This window comes from Neptuniibacter sp. QD48_11 (assembly GCF_047778095.1).
In the GTDB taxonomy this organism is placed as follows: Bacteria; Pseudomonadota; Gammaproteobacteria; order Pseudomonadales; family Balneatricaceae; genus Neptuniibacter.
On the sequence record NZ_CP180551.1, the window covers coordinates 2,442,820 to 2,458,204 of the forward strand.

Annotated in this window: 16 protein-coding genes; 4 read left to right on the forward strand and 12 right to left on the reverse strand. The window is 44.2% G+C overall.

What is annotated here, in order from left to right; genetic code table 11:
• Nucleotides 1-5 precede the first annotated feature (5 nt).
• From ACMXYU_RS11280 to ACMXYU_RS11310, 7 genes are read right to left on the reverse strand one after another with little or no spacing between them, the layout of a single operon-like run.
• Entirely contained in the window at nucleotides 6-1,124 is a 1,119-nt protein-coding gene (locus ACMXYU_RS11280) for a nickel-dependent hydrogenase large subunit (protein WP_415898727.1), read from the reverse strand.
• An 8-nt stretch (nucleotides 1,125-1,132) separates the two neighbouring features.
• Nucleotides 1,133-1,669 carry a [NiFe]-hydrogenase assembly chaperone HybE gene (gene hybE / locus ACMXYU_RS11285; protein WP_415898728.1) on the reverse strand — a complete coding sequence of 179 codons (537 nt, stop codon included), beginning with the start codon at nucleotides 1,667-1,669 and terminating at the stop codon, nucleotides 1,133-1,135.
• 2 nt (nucleotides 1,670-1,671) lie between these two features.
• Nucleotides 1,672-1,896 carry a rubredoxin gene (locus tag ACMXYU_RS11290; RefSeq protein WP_415898729.1) on the reverse strand — a complete coding sequence of 75 codons (225 nt, stop codon included), beginning with the start codon at nucleotides 1,894-1,896 and terminating at the stop codon, nucleotides 1,672-1,674.
• Entirely contained in the window at nucleotides 1,893-2,762 is an 870-nt protein-coding gene (locus tag ACMXYU_RS11295; RefSeq protein WP_415898730.1) for a hydrogenase expression/formation C-terminal domain-containing protein, read from the reverse strand. Before ACMXYU_RS11295 ends, ACMXYU_RS11290 begins: the two co-directional genes overlap by 4 nt.
• A 12-nt stretch (nucleotides 2,763-2,774) precedes the next feature.
• Nucleotides 2,775-3,206 carry a hypothetical protein gene (locus ACMXYU_RS11300; RefSeq protein WP_415898731.1) on the reverse strand — a complete coding sequence of 144 codons (432 nt, stop codon included), beginning with the start codon at nucleotides 3,204-3,206 and terminating at the stop codon, nucleotides 2,775-2,777.
• A gap of 11 nt (nucleotides 3,207-3,217) precedes the next feature.
• Nucleotides 3,218-3,505: a HypC/HybG/HupF family hydrogenase formation chaperone gene (locus tag ACMXYU_RS11305; protein ID WP_415898732.1), complete on the reverse strand. Its 288-nt coding sequence runs from the start codon at nucleotides 3,503-3,505 to the stop codon at nucleotides 3,218-3,220.
• Between the two features lie 17 nt (nucleotides 3,506-3,522).
• Nucleotides 3,523-4,161, reverse strand: coding sequence for a HyaD/HybD family hydrogenase maturation endopeptidase (locus ACMXYU_RS11310; protein WP_415898733.1), 639 nt, complete (start codon nucleotides 4,159-4,161; stop codon nucleotides 3,523-3,525).
• A gap of 274 nt (nucleotides 4,162-4,435) precedes the next feature.
• Here ACMXYU_RS11310 and ACMXYU_RS11315 point away from each other — a divergent pair, with 274 nt between their 5' ends.
• Together ACMXYU_RS11315 and ACMXYU_RS11320 are read left to right on the forward strand one after the other, a co-directional pair.
• A complete protein-coding gene (locus ACMXYU_RS11315; RefSeq protein WP_415898734.1) occupies nucleotides 4,436-4,669 on the forward strand; it encodes a hypothetical protein in 234 nt (77 codons plus the stop codon).
• A 107-nt stretch (nucleotides 4,670-4,776) separates the two neighbouring features.
• Nucleotides 4,777-5,880 carry a phosphoribosylaminoimidazolesuccinocarboxamide synthase gene (locus tag ACMXYU_RS11320; protein WP_415898735.1) on the forward strand — a complete coding sequence of 368 codons (1,104 nt, stop codon included), beginning with the start codon at nucleotides 4,777-4,779 and terminating at the stop codon, nucleotides 5,878-5,880.
• A gap of 64 nt (nucleotides 5,881-5,944) precedes the next feature.
• On the opposite strand, the gene ACMXYU_RS11325 is transcribed toward ACMXYU_RS11320, so the two are convergent.
• On the reverse strand, nucleotides 5,945-8,188 hold the full coding sequence (locus ACMXYU_RS11325; RefSeq protein ID WP_415898736.1) for an ABC transporter substrate-binding protein: 2,244 nt from the start codon (nucleotides 8,186-8,188) through the stop codon (nucleotides 5,945-5,947).
• Nucleotides 8,189-8,600: 412 nt separating this feature from the next.
• Between ACMXYU_RS11325 and ACMXYU_RS11330 the strand changes: the two genes are divergently transcribed.
• Together ACMXYU_RS11330 and ACMXYU_RS11335 are read left to right on the forward strand one after the other, a co-directional pair.
• Nucleotides 8,601-10,235, forward strand: coding sequence for a methyl-accepting chemotaxis protein (locus ACMXYU_RS11330; RefSeq protein ID WP_415898737.1), 1,635 nt, complete (start codon nucleotides 8,601-8,603; stop codon nucleotides 10,233-10,235).
• A 67-nt stretch (nucleotides 10,236-10,302) separates the two neighbouring features.
• The gene (locus tag ACMXYU_RS11335) at nucleotides 10,303-10,665 is read left to right on the forward strand and encodes a DOPA 4,5-dioxygenase family protein (protein WP_415898738.1); all 363 of its coding nucleotides are present in this window, start codon (nucleotides 10,303-10,305) and stop codon (nucleotides 10,663-10,665) included.
• On the opposite strand, the gene ACMXYU_RS11340 is transcribed toward ACMXYU_RS11335, so the two are convergent.
• From ACMXYU_RS11340 to ACMXYU_RS11355, 4 genes are all read right to left on the reverse strand, one after another.
• Nucleotides 10,646-11,515 (reverse strand): patatin-like phospholipase family protein, encoded by an 870-nt coding sequence (locus ACMXYU_RS11340; protein ID WP_415885260.1) that lies wholly within the window; start codon nucleotides 11,513-11,515, stop codon nucleotides 10,646-10,648. The genes ACMXYU_RS11335 and ACMXYU_RS11340 overlap by 20 nt on opposite strands.
• Before the next feature lie 67 nt (nucleotides 11,516-11,582).
• Entirely contained in the window at nucleotides 11,583-13,034 is a 1,452-nt protein-coding gene (locus tag ACMXYU_RS11345; RefSeq protein WP_415898739.1) for a nickel-dependent hydrogenase large subunit, read from the reverse strand.
• 2 nt (nucleotides 13,035-13,036) lie between these two features.
• Complete coding sequence (locus ACMXYU_RS11350; protein ID WP_415898740.1) at nucleotides 13,037-14,032, reverse strand: HupU protein; 996 nt, start codon at nucleotides 14,030-14,032, stop codon at nucleotides 13,037-13,039.
• Nucleotides 14,025-15,353 (reverse strand): ATP-binding protein, encoded by a 1,329-nt coding sequence (locus ACMXYU_RS11355; protein ID WP_415898741.1) that lies wholly within the window; start codon nucleotides 15,351-15,353, stop codon nucleotides 14,025-14,027. The genes ACMXYU_RS11350 and ACMXYU_RS11355 overlap by 8 nt, the downstream gene beginning before the upstream one ends.
• Between the last annotated feature and the right edge of the window lie 32 nt (nucleotides 15,354-15,385).

Below are 15,385 nucleotides of genomic sequence, written 5' to 3' on the forward strand. Positions count from 1 at the left end.
CACGATTAATTGACCTCAACTTCATAAGCGACACATGGATCTACTGATAATATTAGTTTACCCACCAGATCCGCTGCTTTATCTTCCGGAACCCTAACGCCTTCAAGCATACTGACCAGTGTTCCTTGCGGATGAAAATTCCACTCTGTCGGCGCAATAATACGATACTGATCGATCTGCTCACCTTCGTTATGACGGCTGATGCTCACTCGATGGATTAAAGCGCCTCTTGCTGCCTCAACCCAAGCAAAACCCGGTTTATCGGATCTAATCAACAGTTCATCATCGACCTGTAAAAGTCGATGAGGCATCGCTTTTAACTCTAACAACAATGCCAAAAATCTCTGAGCAATGGGATTGATCGTAAGTAGCCCAGATTCTTTAATCATTGAACGCTTACAATTACGTGTCCAGATACTTGTTTCAAAACAACCACCCTCACCTTGAGGCAAGGCACAGAAGCTTTGCCCTTTCTGCTTTAGCTGCCAATCCAAGTAATCACTCGACAAGTCCATTTCTGGACAAGACGGTCCTAGGCTAATGCCATCATATTTATCACTCAGATCTGCAACCGCTTTTCCAATAGGGTGTGTCTGGCTTTGCGCATATACCGCTTCTTTAAACTGCAGTTCATCAGGCCCTGTAAAGCTTTTCAACATACCCTCGAGCTCACTAATAAAACGCGGTAGCGGGAAACGCTTTTCCGGCATAAAAGGATTTAATCGCAAACACCAAGACAGCCGTGTTCGAAAGTCAGCAAACCAATTTAAAAGCTCAGGCAAATTTAATAGCTTTTCGCTGCCCAACCAATCACGCCCTAAACGCAGACCTAGCTCTTTTGTCGTTTCCGCAAGCAGTAATAATTTTCGAGCCTGCAATACATCGGCATCACATGTTTTCCCTTGTGCCGATTCAATCGCAGTTAATGCTGCAATGGTTTGAGCACAACTGCAGAGACTGAAAAGTAAAGGAACTCGCTGCACTACTTCTTTTGGGCTTTTACCTTCTAATAGACGCGTTAATTCAGTTGGCCGCGAGGACTTAACATTTACGTTGCGAATACACCCGTCGAGATAGTCCACCCCCACATTGATTTTACCTGCAAGATTAAAACTACCGTCCATAGAATCACCTAAGGCTCGTCTGCAAAGGCTGCAGTCATAAATTTACGTCGACTTAAACCTTCTTTGGTTCTGGCGCGAACTACACTCTGGTTTTCAGCTCTCTCTTCCTGTTCTCTTTTTTGCGCTTCTTTAGCTAATTGCAGATCAGTCTTACCACAATTTTCAGTATTCAATACTGCTTTCAGCACCTCTTCTGCTGTAAGAACCGCGGCCTCTTGATCAGCAAATTCAAGCATTGGAGAAAACAGAGAACAACTGCCGTACGCCCCTAAGGCCTCACTTCCAGCATACAAAAATTCATAGCTTCCAGAAGGCAGCGACACAATCTTTTTGCTCCCCACTTGAGCCTGATCATATTCAGGTTTTTCTTCGGCTATCAGAATCAGGTTCATACACCAAGGGGTAATCAGTACAGCTAAACAACTTCCTTCAAGAACAGAGCCTTCAACAACATCTACTTGCAAAGCGGAGTTATAAAACTCCAGCTCAGCCATAGTGACAGCCGCCTCTTGATAACTAGCTTTCAGTTGTTGAAATAGATCCACCGCTAATCGTCCATCACCATAAATTGGTCTTTTTCACCATCGCATTCAGGGCAGCGCCAATGGTCAGGAAGCTGACTAAAAGGTGTACCAGCCGGGATCTGCCAAATATCATCCCCTGCTTCTGGGTCATAAACATGCCAACAAATTTTGCACTCTAGGCGTGCATTATCAGCTATACGATCACTGTCTCCTAAGTAACTACCTTCGAATCCTTGATAGTTTGTCATACCAGAACCTCACGGATCTCAATCAAGCGTTCATACGAGTCACTTAGATCTTCTGGGGCCGCGCAAGCAACTAGAGGAATATCGGTGATTTCTAAGGTATCTAGAATCAATTGATCGGTACTGTTGAAATACTGAACTCGCCATAAGCCATCAACACAGGTTGAGGTGATACGGCAATTACCATAACCACGCGATAAGATTGTCACTGGACCTTGTCCTACAACGTGGTCGAGATAGCTGTGATCTTGTGGGGAGAATGGCAGAAGCGATAGATTAATCACATGTGGTGCTTCAGGCTTTTCAGCTTGTGTACTGTAGACCGTTGAAGCCTCAGCGATCTCAATCAATACGGACGGAGCATTCAATACGCCTTCCGGAATCTGCAACTGCTCGGCATTCAAAGGCTGAGATGATTGAAAAGCTTGCTCTCGGCTAACACTGGGTACATCCGCAACTTCGATCGATTCACGAATAACATCGCCGTTTTTATCAAACTCTCTTAAGCGCCATACACCCGCTAACACCGTCTCTTGTGCTTTGATCTCTGTCTCACCCGACAGAGTCAAACTGACTTCGCCTTCACCCAAAATCTGGTTAATCAGATCCAGATCAGGTTCTGGCATTGCTGATAGCAACATAACAGGAGGTTCATCACCAATGCGATAGGTTTTAAGGTGATGTTGTAACTGCTCCATCACAGCAAGTGCTTGCGGACACTCTGCTGCCTGCTCAGGTTCCGGCAAGATTGGAATATCATAGCTATCCATTTCTGAAGGCATCTTCATATAGTCTAAAACCATATCACCTTCTTCTTGGCTACCCGGCCCCATTGGAACATTAACTAGAGGGATACCATTGTTTTCCATATTACTCACCTTTTACTGACCACAAGCAGATTGAACAGGGTTAACCACCACAGGTATGCCAATACCTGGATCACGACGGGGTTCTAATGCAAGAATGCTTGGGATTTCGGCAAGATAGATATCCCAATCTTGAACCTTGCTGATGGTTCCTAAATAACGCCCCTCTTTTAAAAACACTAACGAGGGCCAAACGGTAAAGTTGTATCGCCCTTGAACCTTCTTTTCATACTCAGGCGCGACAATCGCTGGCGTTAATTCAGGAAAACGCTTTACCAACTCAGGAAGAATCACTGCGACATCATTACTTTCTGGGAAACGATGAGCCTGTTCGGTACAGAACAAAACTGTGAATTCTTGATCTTTAATGAAACTATCAAAGTTCTCTTCATTAAGGAGCGGATAGCCCCTTTCAACAATCAACTGTTCTATCAGTGGAGAAGTCATATCCAGCTCTCTTAATTATTATTCTGTAGATGGGGTGGCAGTTGCGGGGGCTGCTCGATTAAATCGGAAAACAACCGATCAACATCAGCGGTATCCCCTTGCATGATGGCTTGAACAGCAGCGAGCGCATTGCGAATCTCGGTAGCCTTTTGCTCGGTCAACACTTCACGAGCGGTACCCAGAAAGACGAGAACCCAAGTACCTGCAGGTTGATCTCCTAACAGGGACAGATCGATACGCTCAATCTGGTCTCCATTTTCACACTCCGCCGATAATCCATCACAGCATACAATTCTCATTGGTATGCCAAGACACATTAACTGGTACCTTCGGTCGACTTAATAAATCGTGGATCACCCTGTCGAAAAGCTTCATATTCAGATGGTCGACCACCCTCATATGAATTTAACCCCAGCTCACCCGGAGCTAACTCTTCAGGAGTGCAGTTATCGCCAATTGGCTCAACCCCTAATTTTTTAAGGTAAGCCAAAGCGATCTTAATAGCAGGCTCGATTTGAACGCGAACAGATTCACGCAAGCTGCCACCAAAGTCTTCTAATTCAACTGGCTGGCAACCGATGAGGAGCAAATGCTTTGGATAGCTGCCTGTAAACTCAGCCATAGCCAACACTTCTTGAAAACCAGTTTGATGAAGGCTCATCTGTTTAGCCCCCATAAACTTAGGCACGTCATCATCATGTATGACTTTTAACGTACCCGGTTCCAAACCGTAGTCGATGGCATCAAACACGACAAGCACATCAGCAGCCTGCACATGTTGCACAAGGTATATCCCTTGTGTCCCACCATCCATTAATTTGGTTTTGTTTGAAAAGCGGTAGTGTTGGTTTAGCGTCTCGACACAACGTACACCAAAGCCTTCATCCGCCCAGAGGATATTGCCTATTCCTAAGATAAGCACATTTTTATCTTGATAGAGCGTATCTTCTATCATTTACAGCACACCCAACTCTGTCTTGAAATTATTTTTGTTATTGCAGAAACAATTTACAAAGAATGTGCCAAGTCATTAATAATGACTCAAACGCCCGTGACGCCTAACTTTCAAGCAAACAGGCAAACAAAACCCAAAAGACAAATGAAACAAAGCATTTCAATTTATAGTAAAAATGAAAACCTACTTATCACTCATGGGATTTCACATAAGTTATTGGTCGTATAACATCCAGTTCTGCTATACTGTCGTTCTATTTTTTTGCTGTTTCGGAGTGATCAATTCCCACATGACTGAAGATGAGTTATTCAGTCGGCTCGCTTCACTTTCATCAGAGCAATTGGACGCCATTCATAACAAGCTGTTACAGAAAGTAGAACAAAAGAAAGCTGAACGAGAGCGACTTAAAAAACTACCCCCGCGAAACTCCAACGACTTGGAAGCACTCGCTGAGATACAAGGTTTAGATTTAAGCTCACTGCTTCGCGATGCCAAACGCTATTCCTAAAATGGCATCTAATGAACGTAACGTGATAGTTTGTAGCAAAACAATTTTCACGCTTTATCGCGCATAAAGCATTTACACGATTTATTTCTAGATACAGGACATTTTCCATGGGTCTTGCTGATAAAGTATTGGCTGTTAATAACGATCTCCCTATTCGTACTGATCTACCAGTTCATAGCGGCAAAGTTCGCTCTGTTTATTGGTTAACAAAAGAAGACAGCCAACGCCTGATCAAAGAGAAAGGTTACAACGTTCATGAAGGTGCTGAACTTGCAGTTATGGTAATTAGTGACCGCATTTCTGCCTTTGAATGCATTTGGACAGGTGAAGGCGGCATGCAAGGCGTACCAGGTAAAGGCGCTGCGCTAAATGCAATCTCTAATCACTGGTTTAAACTGTTCCGAGAAAACGGTCTTGCTGACAGCCATATTCTAGATATCCCTCACCCACTGGTTTGGATTGTTCAGAAAGCAAAACCTATTATGATCGAAGCGATCTGCCGTCAATACATTACAGGTTCAATGTGGCGCGCATACGCAAAAGGCGAACGTGAGTTCTGTGGCATTCAAATTGCTGAAGACCTAGAAAGAGATCAAAAGCTACCTGAGCTGCTTATCACACCATCAACCAAAGGTATTCTAAAAGATGTTCCGGGTGTACCGGAGGTAGATGATGTCAATATTACTCGTGATGATATCGTCAATAACTTCGAAGCATTCAAGTTCCTACAAGCAGATGATGTTGAACAATATGAAAAGCTTTTGAAAGAAGGCTTTGAAGTAATTAGTAGTGAGCTAAGCAAGCTTGATCAGATCTTTGTAGATACCAAATTTGAGTTTGGTTATGTCACTGATGCCAAAGGCAATGAAAAGCTTATCTACATGGATGAAGTTGGAACGCCTGATTCTTCGCGTATCTGGGATGGAGCAGCTTATCGCGAAGGCGAAGTGATTGAGAACTCAAAAGAGGTTTTCCGCCAGGAGCTTCTAAACCATTTCCCTGACTCCGACATTCTAGTAAACAAAGACCGCATGGAAGAGCGCTATGCCCTTGCACGCGACAATGAGCTGCCAGCTGCTTTGATCCAAAAAGTTTCTGACACTTATGTAGGTATTGCTGAAAAGATTATCGGTAAAAAGCTACAACAATCTGATAACCCTAAAGCGGAGATTATTGAGATTCTGCGCGATGAGTACCAATTGATCGATTGATCATTTGTTACAATGCCAGCTCAAAAAAAGGCCGCTTACTTTAAGCGGCCTTTCTTATTCCATTCTAATTTATTCGGACACAGTTTTTACCATCACCTTTGGCTCGATATAAAGCGCTATCGGCTCGCCCTACCCAACTTTCAATACTCTCACCTTTAGAATATTGAGCCACCCCAAAGCTACTGGTCACAGCTTCAGGCAGGCCAAAGTCACATTTTTCTATCGCCCCTCTAAACTTCTCTGCTATAGCTTCTGCATCTTGCAGACCTGTTTCCAGCATCAAAAAAAGAAACTCTTCTCCACCCCAACGACCAAAGCGGTCAGTCTTACGCGACATATCCCCTACCAACTTAGTGAGTTCTATTAAGACTTTATCGCCTTTAACGTGACCATAGGTGTCATTAATACCTTTGAAATCATCAACATCAAAAAAGATCAACGATAACTTCCAGTCATGGCGTTTCGCCAACGAAGTAAACTCTTCGAGCTCAGTACGCAGTTTACCTCGGCTCAAAATCCCTGTTAACGCATCCTTTTCAGCAATAGTCTTTAGCATTTTATTGTAAGAGAGCATATGCAGGTAGCGGTATAACCCAATACCTGTCAATACAGCAACGACCGCTAAAATTCCCCACAACAAACGGTAATCAACAGAATGCTTATGTTCGATCTGAGCCCATCGTCGATAGATGTTTTTATGCTCTTCAGCAGAAATTGAATCAATTGACTTGTTTATCGCATTCATCAAATAAGGAGAGCTATCCTGAACAACTGCGACACTTATATCCCAGTTATCGCGTAATTGATCACTCAACACTATACTGTCTATTTTTTGTGAACGCAGAACATGAGTAATACTAGTATGCCCCCCCACGAAACCATCAATTTCGGCAGAGAGTAACATACGAATACCCTCTCGGTTTTCTCTGACCGGTACGATTGTCATACCCGGATAACGGTCACGCAAAATATCATGGAACGCAGATTTATCGACCACACCTATAGTCATATTAGGCAATGACTGCGCATCACTATCGGCCCTCAAAGCAACGACCGCAGGAACACTTAAATAGGGGCGAGAAAAGGCCAGATAGTTACTACGATTAATGGTTTGCATAGCACCAGCAATTACCTCACATCTGCCCGTTCTAGCAAACTGGATAGTTTCACTCCAGGTTTTCGTAGGTATGACCTCAAAGGGAATATTCAAGTTACCCAAGATTAACCTGAGGTAATCAGCCGCCATCCCTACATGCCCACCATTCTGGAAAGACTCGTACGGATACCAATTTGGATTAACACAGACCTTAACTTTGCCGCGATTTTGAATATAGGCCAATTCAGCTTGGCTTAGACGAAAAAGATTACTAGGTGGGCGGTAGACAAAATCAGAGAAGTCATAGCCAAGGAAAATACTACCAATAATGAGATAGACCTGAGCCATCTCGTTGAATTTATTCACCGATAATGTGCCAAAGTTACCATCCTTATCAAAGGCAACTTTCTTAAGTTCTTGCCCCTCAAAGACCAAGGCATCGATACTTTTTCCTTGAGAGTTATAACTATCAAAAATAACTTGGGCAGTTTCTTGAATATTATCAAAGGCATACATCCAGCCTTTGATAGATGCCCGATAGAACTTATCAACAATTTCAGGCTTCTGTTTAATGTAGTCTCGAGAGGTAAACAAAATGTCAGAGTACATATCAAAGCCATAATCTTTCGGATGAATTATGTTGTACTCCACCCCCTGCTGGTCCATCAGGTAGGGTTCGTTAGAGATATAAGACGCCATAGCATCTGTTTTGCCGTCAATAAGATCCTGTACATTGTAACTATGCTGCTGCTGTTCAAAATCGGAAATGGTAATACCCGCTTGTAACAACATAGCTATGATTTCACCAACTTTTTTTGCGTCATTGGTAATCATGATCTTCCGATCTTTAAGATCGGACGACAGCAATATGCCTGAATCTTTCCTGCTTAAAAGCATCAACGGCGACTGCTGATAGGCTGCAAACATTGCAACCACGTCAGCACCCGCATTTTTATCGATCAATAACGAGGTGCGTCCCACCCCAAACTGGCTATTACCTGATGTAACTTCTCCCACCAGATCGATACCGAAATCAAACTCTTTCAGTGAGACATCTAGACCTTCTTCTGCATAAAAACCTTTTTCGATCGCCATGTAATAACCGGCGAATTGAAATTGATGCTTCCATAACAACTGCAAACTTATTTGTTCTTGGGCGTGTACAGAGGTAACGACAAAGTAAAATAAGATCACTCGAACAAAAATGCCCATTGAGTATTCCTTAAACAACAGTAATGCGCTTTTCCTATTGTAGAACAGAGAAATGCAAATAGAACTTAGCAAGTTTAATTTCTTTGTAATTTATCACCTAGATCAGATCAGGGTATTACAGTCATTCCAATCAACTTAAAACACGCTCTACATTCTTTATTAAATATTAACTAACTGCATAAAAAACAATCAGTTACTATAAAAAACAACACAAAATTTGATCAATATATTAAATATCTCTGAATAAGGTTAATTAATTGTTGTAATAAAAGATCTAACAGCTATAACTATAATAACAATGGATGTAGGCAGTAGTTAGATTACTGTTTGGTCTGTGGGGGACCAGCCAGGGATCGAACTTGATTGTTCATGGCATTATTGATTTTTTCTCCGAACGTCGTGGGGACATATAATGTTATTAAGCGGTTTGAGCATTCGCACTAAGCTCGTACTTACTTCCATACTCCCGGTTATTGCTGTAGCCATCATTATCGCCACCTCTCTTAACGAATTAAAGCAGGCTGATGATGGTGTTGCGCGCATCTATGAAGACCGTGTAGTACCTCTTGAAGATCTAAAACTCATCGCGGATGACTATGCCGTGTATGTTATAGACGCCGTAAACAAAGCTAACGCCGGAATCATGACAGGTGCAGAAGCTTTGAAAGGTGTCAAAGATGCACGTGCCGAGATTTCCGAAAAGTGGCAAAAGTATATGGCCACTACACTTACTGCTGAAGAAGCACAATTAGCTAAAGAAGCTGAAGCCCTATTTATAGCGGCAAACCAATCTTTGGATAGACTTGAAAGCGCTATGAGCTCAATGAGCAGCGGTAACATTGCCGGTCAGCTACAAGATTTCGATGGCCCGCTATACGACACGATCGATCCAATCAGCGAAAAGATTGCCGAACTTATTAGCCTTCAGCTACGCGTAGCCTCTGAAGAGCGCGAAACAATTAGCACTGCTTACGATAACGCAATTATCATTATTATTGGTTTAGGTGTTGTTGTCGTAGCGCTCTTAACTATCCTAAGTAAGCTTGTTTATCATTCGATCCGCACTCCTCTTGATGCATTAAGCCAATCAATGGATAAAGTGGCTAGCCAATCAGACCTAACCGCTGACGTACCAGTGCAAGGTAACGATGAACTCACTGAGATCAGCTCGAACTTTAACAAGATGTTAGGCCACCAGCGCAAGCTGATTGGTGATATAGGTAATGCAACTCATCAACTAGCTTCTGCAGCGGAACAGATGTCTTCAATCAGCTCCCAAGCGAACCAAAGCATCAATAACCAGCGCCTTGAAATTGAGCAAGTAGCGAGCGCTATGAACGAGATGGTATCTACCTCTCAAGACGTGGCAACCAATGCTGAACATGCTGATAGCCAAGCTCGCATGATGCTTGAGCAAGCCTCACAAGGTAACGAGATCGTATCCGCAGCTGTAGCCTCTACAAATTCTCTTGTGGGTAACGTATCGCAGGTTTCCGAGCGTATTACCGCAGTTGAAAACGACAGTGAGAGCATTGGTTCTATTATTGGCGTAATCAACGATATCGCTGAACAGACTAACCTTCTGGCACTGAACGCTGCAATCGAGGCAGCACGTGCGGGTGATCAAGGTCGAGGCTTCGCCGTAGTAGCGGATGAAGTTAGAACATTGGCGCAGCGTACTCAGCAATCTACTACCGAGATTGAAAACGCCATTGAGCGCTTACAATCCGGTACACGAACTGCTGTATCCGCAATGGAACAGAGCCAGCGAGAAGCAGAACAAGCGGGTAGCAAAGCATCTGAAGCCGGTGATGCACTGCAAGGCATCTCTGAAGCTGTGGGCATGATTACTGATATGAATACTCATATCGCCTCTGCCAGTGAAGAGCAAACCAGCGTAGCCGAAGAGATCAATCGATCCCTCGTTGCGATCAATGACGCTTCGCAAGAATCCGCAGACGGTGCCACTCAGATCTCAGCAGCCAGCGAACAATTATCGCGCCTATCTGTAGATCTGAATGGAAAAGTGAGTCAGTTCAAGATTTAATATTTCTGACTCAGCTACTGAAAGCGCCCTATAATCAGGGCGCTTTTTTATTTGTAGGGATTAATCTATGCAACTATTTAACGCCTATCACGCCCACATATATTTCGATGAATCTACATACACCGATGCCGAAACACTTGTGCAAAAAGCGAGCGAAACGTTAGAGGTAAAAGCAGGTAGGCTTCATCAAAAGCCGGTAGGCCCTCACCCAACAGGCAGCTGCCAACTGAGTTTTAGTGGCAACCAGTTCGCGGAAGTTGTCCAATGGCTGAATTACCATAGATACAATCTCGATGTCCTTATTCACCCAGTGACTGGGGATGATCTTAAAGATCACCGTGATTACGTCATGTGGTTAGGAAAATCTTACGAAATAGATCTATCTATCTTTATTAAACGACAGAAACAATCTAATCCAGCGTTGCAATAAAAGCGCGCGCACGCTGCTTGCCAAGCTCGATAAGTGGCTCAGCTTTATGGAATTCCAAGATACCGCAGGCATTTCGAGGGATTTCAATGACGCCATTTGGCGGATAAGCCGCTAACTTCTGCCGAGCAATAGTTCCCTGCATGGTATCGAAGGCCTGATGAGCAACATCGTACATACTCAATGAGCGACCTTCCTCTTCATCTGACTTATATAATTTTTCGACAAAGCTATGCACCCGCTCTTTGAAACTAAGATCCGTTTCCTCTTCATGTCTCTCTTCAATAAAGAGTCCATGTTCAACAGCGCCGCCTAAATTTACTGCAAAGATCTGATCGGTTTGATCATTAAAGCAAGGCGCGATAGGAACCGGATTTAGAATCCCGCCGTCAACAAGGAAAGAGTCTCGATACGGTACGGGAGAGAAGAACATCGGTAACGAAATAGACGCCCGGATCGCATCAAAAAGAGATCCAGAACTCATCCAAACCTCTTTTTCATCGTCGATATCAGCAGCGATTGCAGTAAATCGAATAGGCAGATCTTCAATTTTCCAATCGCCGACTAACTGGACTAAGGTGTCCATTATCTTATCGCCCTTCACAAGGCCATCAGATCGCCACGTCAAATCGAGCAAACTTAGGATATCCGTCTTATCAATCGCCCGGACCCAAGCCTCAAATTCAGCTAATTTTCCAGCAGCGTATACCCCACCAATCAAAGCGCCAATAGAACAACCGGAGATCGATTCAATCTTATATCCAGCTTGTTCCAGCTCATGAATAATACCTATATGAGCTAGACCTCTAGCACCACCGCTACCCAGTACTAAGGAAATTGACTGATCTTTCATAAACTAAGCATTCCTTACTTCGATATTATTCCGAAAAACACTATGATCTATTCACAATGAAACAGTTTTAATGAACCGTACAGACCATACAAGGATCGAAAGAACGAACTATATGCTGTACAGACACTGGTTCCTTTTCTCCTTCGTGAACAGGTGCTCCTACTAAAGCTTGCTCTAAAGCCCCTGGGACAGATTGCCCATCTCTCGGTGAGAAATTCCATGTTGTCGGCGCAATGATTTGGTAATTACTAATTTTGCCTTTTTCAACATTGATCCAATGACCCAAGCTTCCCCTTGCCGCCTCAATCATACCAACACCTGAACCCTCTTTTGGCATTTGGCCGTGGTGGCAGAAATCAGCCTGTGGATTAAGTTGCGCAGCCCATTTCTGCATTTGAGGAATCACTAGTGCAAGCTCCAGCAATCTAGCAATAATACGATTTTCAACATTACCACCAGAACGGTTAACAAGGTCGGTGATAAGCGGATGGCCATTAATAAGCTGCCGGGAAAGTGCACCTACTTCCATGACTTGGCGATTAAACCTTGGTGCTTTACACCAAGTGTAAGCGTCTTCATTAACAAGCGACGGGTTAGTTTTACCTTCTTGAGGCGGTAATGGCTCGGGCTCAGATTCCATCCAAGAGTATGCAAGGTCTTCTGTGATAGAACCTGTCTCTAATACGCCTGTCTCTCCATGAAAATTCACCCCCGATTTAAACATCGGCTCACCCTGAAGTGGGTAATTTCCATAACTTAAAAACTGGTTAGTACTGCGGCCTAAATTTTTCAGCTCTAAATCAGCACTTAAATGTAAAAAAGTGCGGAAATCACTCTGCCCCCAATGCTCTTTTGAAGACCATTGTTTCAGCGCTGATAGAGAATCTAACTCACCTATTTCTTCTAGGTCAGCGCCAAAGAGCTGCTCTTCAAGAAACCCTCTAAACGCAGACAAAATAGTTAGCAGTCTAATCCTTTCTTGAGATTCGATTGGCTTAGTTGTTCCCCCAGGCTGAAGGCTCAAGGTATGTGGCCACTTACCCGCCATCAATCCCATCAGATGCAGAAACTCAGCTCGAGCCGCAAGCATCGCGCGTGTTGCTGTACCCGTTTTAGCTTTAAATCGCTTACTCACAGTCGAAAACCAATCTTCACCTGCATAAATATCGCGACTAAAATCAGGCATAAAGAACAAGTAAAAGTGGGTCAGCAGATCCGTCATATTTTCGTTAGCTAACACGAGGTTGGTCGCTAGCTCACCATTCTCTGGCATTTCGAGCTGCATCATGTCCGCTAATGCTCTGGCACAAGCGACTGATTGACTAACCGAACAGATACCACAGATACGTGGGGTATACACCAACGCATCCATCGGATTTTGCCCATGCATAATCCGCTCAAACCCTCTAAACATAGGAGAGTTCACTCGAGCCCCTTTCACCTGTCCATTGGCAATATCTAAGCTAACTTCCAGATCCCCTTCCACACGATTGAAAGGCCCCACGACAATTCGGCTCATATCTAACTTTTTCTCTTGTGGACTGTGGGTGGATAGATCAGCGTTTCCGAGGTCGCGTTTTTGCGCAAACGCTCCGGTGTTGCCGCTTTCGAAAGGGAAGCCAAAGCGACAAACCAAGCTTTAGGCATATCTGTAGGCAGGCCTACCGGAATGCCCGCAACTTTAGGGGTTTGCATAAAGCTATGCATAGGCTCTTCAAACTCTGGCGCTGTGCAATTAATGCAGGCATAGCCACCTTTGGTACATGACCCCTCACCGTTCCAAGGGCGGGTATTACAATCCGCATGCGCTTGGGTACCAAGGCAACCCATATTTTCCATCATGCAACCAAGGTCGCCAGGATTTTCCGCGCTGGCTTTGTACTCATAAAATTCATTACGGCTGCAACCATGATGTACGAGGTGATCAGCATACATACGCGGCCGACCAAATTGATCTACAGCCTCTTCAGAATGTTCACCTAAAGCCAAACTGATCAAGGTTTCTGTTACCCAATTAGGGTGAACAGGACAGCCGGATATATTAACCGTATTAAAACCTGAGGCAGAGCGATATTCAGCCCCTAAGATTCCCCCGGGCACCTCCCCTTCAAATTGAAGACCTGCAGCGTCTGTAATATTCTCGCCAGCTGCAGATATGCCTCCATAGGCCGCACATGAACCAATCGCGATGGTATATTTAGCTTTCTGCGCTAACTTCTGGACCCAAGTCATCATTGGCGTATTGGTACCACCCAAAATGTGGAATCGGCCTGTGCCTTCAGGGCCTCTGGGGACAGCTCCTTCGATACATAACGCATCTAGCTTGAGTTCGTCTGCGAGGATCTTGTCTAAAAGTTCCGTCACTTCAGAGCCCGTCTCTTCACTGAGTGAAGGGTGCCATAACAGATTTATATTAGCGGCTTTAAAGGTAGAAATTAGATCGGGTGATTCAGCGTTCAATAGAGACATCGAACAGCCACCACAACCAGCTGACTGAAGCCAAAGAAGATTAAACATTACTAACCTCCTCTGTCGGTAACACTAAGATCGCCATCGCCCCACCCTCATCACGGTTTAATATACGAAGTTCACCACCGTGCTCTGAGACAATGCCATAACTGATCGACAGACCTAAGCCAGTGCCCTGACCAACAGGCTTAGTGGTAAAGAATGGATCAAACAGGCGAGAAAGATCCACCTCACAAACGCCTGGCCCTGTATCACTGACCTTAAATTCGATTCTGTCGTTAAATGATTCTGCCTCTAGGGTTAAACATTGCTGGTCACAACCTTGCATCGCATCAACGGCGTTTTGGACGAGGTTCACAACTACTTGGTGGATTTGGCCAGAATGCCCAACCGCTTTTAAGTCTGAAGGGATAAGATCAATAACCTCTACCGGCTGTTTACTCTCTTTAATTATCCAGTGCAGCGCCGTTCTGATCACATGGGTTAGATCGAACACAGTTTTCTCAGATTCTTGAGTAGAAGAGAACTGTTTAAGATCATTTACGATCTCTTTAACTCGGTCCGCTCCCTCCATAGTGCCAGCCACCAGCGAATTAAGGTCGCGGATTAACTTATCTAAACGTAGCTCTTCGCGCATCTCTTTCAGTTTATCACGAGACTGCCCTTCGTTGATCGCATCGAAGTACTGACTTAATCGATCGGTATAGCGCTGCAAAGCATGCATATTGCCATAAACAAAACTGATCGGATTATTCAGTTCATGGGCTACGCCAGCCACCAATCGACCTAGAGAGGCCATCTTTTCTGATTGCACCAAACGCTCTTGTGCCAACTTAAGCTCAGCATGGGCACTATTGAGTTCTATATAGGCTTTTTGCAGTTCACCTAAAGGCCGACCGATTAACACCATACCCACTAATCGGCCACGATGATTTTTACGCGGTGAGCAGTTCATAGAAAGCGGTACAGAACCATCTACACCCTGCAGTTCTATCTCACAATCACGTACAGGCTGGACCCGCACCTGATTAATCAAGCCATTAACCTTTTGTAAAAAGCGAGGATCTACAAGATCTGTGAAATGGCTACCGACAAGTTGATCGCCCAACTTACCGGTTAACATCTCTAAGGCTCGATTAACCTGCTGAATCTGACCTAAGTGATCGCAGACAATCAATACATCACTCATAGAGCTCTGAACACTATCCAGAAACTGCTTATTCTCCTGCAGTTCGGCATTCTTCTCTTCTACTTCCACTTGAGAATGCACAAGATCAGCATACGCCTCATCCATTTTCCGGATAACACTCACCCAAGCGTCATCGACACCCGGATCAAGCTGCGGCGCATTATTATTCTTATCTGACATAGTGGCTCTTTAACTAAAACACTCTTTACCTT

Coding starts and splice junctions, on each gene's coding strand:
- ACMXYU_RS11295 (WP_415898730.1), bottom strand. CDS start 2,762: ATGGAAAACAATGGTATCCCTCTAGTTAATGTTCCAATGGGGCCGGGT.
- ACMXYU_RS11330 (WP_415898737.1), top strand. CDS start 8,601: ATGTTATTAAGCGGTTTGAGCATTCGCACTAAGCTCGTACTTACTTCC.
- ACMXYU_RS11305 (WP_415898732.1), bottom strand. CDS start 3,505: ATGAGAATTGTATGCTGTGATGGATTATCGGCGGAGTGTGAAAATGGA.
- ACMXYU_RS11335 (WP_415898738.1), top strand. CDS start 10,303: ATGCAACTATTTAACGCCTATCACGCCCACATATATTTCGATGAATCT.
- ACMXYU_RS11280 (WP_415898727.1), bottom strand. CDS start 1,124: ATGGACGGTAGTTTTAATCTTGCAGGTAAAATCAATGTGGGGGTGGAC.
- ACMXYU_RS11300 (WP_415898731.1), bottom strand. CDS start 3,206: ATGACTTCTCCACTGATAGAACAGTTGATTGTTGAAAGGGGCTATCCG.
- ACMXYU_RS11350 (WP_415898740.1), bottom strand. CDS start 14,032: ATGTTTAATCTTCTTTGGCTTCAGTCAGCTGGTTGTGGTGGCTGTTCG.
- ACMXYU_RS11325 (WP_415898736.1), bottom strand. CDS start 8,188: ATGGGCATTTTTGTTCGAGTGATCTTATTTTACTTTGTCGTTACCTCT.
- ACMXYU_RS11320 (WP_415898735.1), top strand. CDS start 4,777: ATGGGTCTTGCTGATAAAGTATTGGCTGTTAATAACGATCTCCCTATT.
- ACMXYU_RS11290 (WP_415898729.1), bottom strand. CDS start 1,896: ATGACAAACTATCAAGGATTCGAAGGTAGTTACTTAGGAGACAGTGAT.
- ACMXYU_RS11340 (WP_415885260.1), bottom strand. CDS start 11,515: ATGAAAGATCAGTCAATTTCCTTAGTACTGGGTAGCGGTGGTGCTAGA.
- ACMXYU_RS11310 (WP_415898733.1), bottom strand. CDS start 4,161: ATGATAGAAGATACGCTCTATCAAGATAAAAATGTGCTTATCTTAGGA.
- ACMXYU_RS11345 (WP_415898739.1), bottom strand. CDS start 13,034: ATGAGCCGAATTGTCGTGGGGCCTTTCAATCGTGTGGAAGGGGATCTG.
- ACMXYU_RS11355 (WP_415898741.1), bottom strand. CDS start 15,353: ATGTCAGATAAGAATAATAATGCGCCGCAGCTTGATCCGGGTGTCGAT.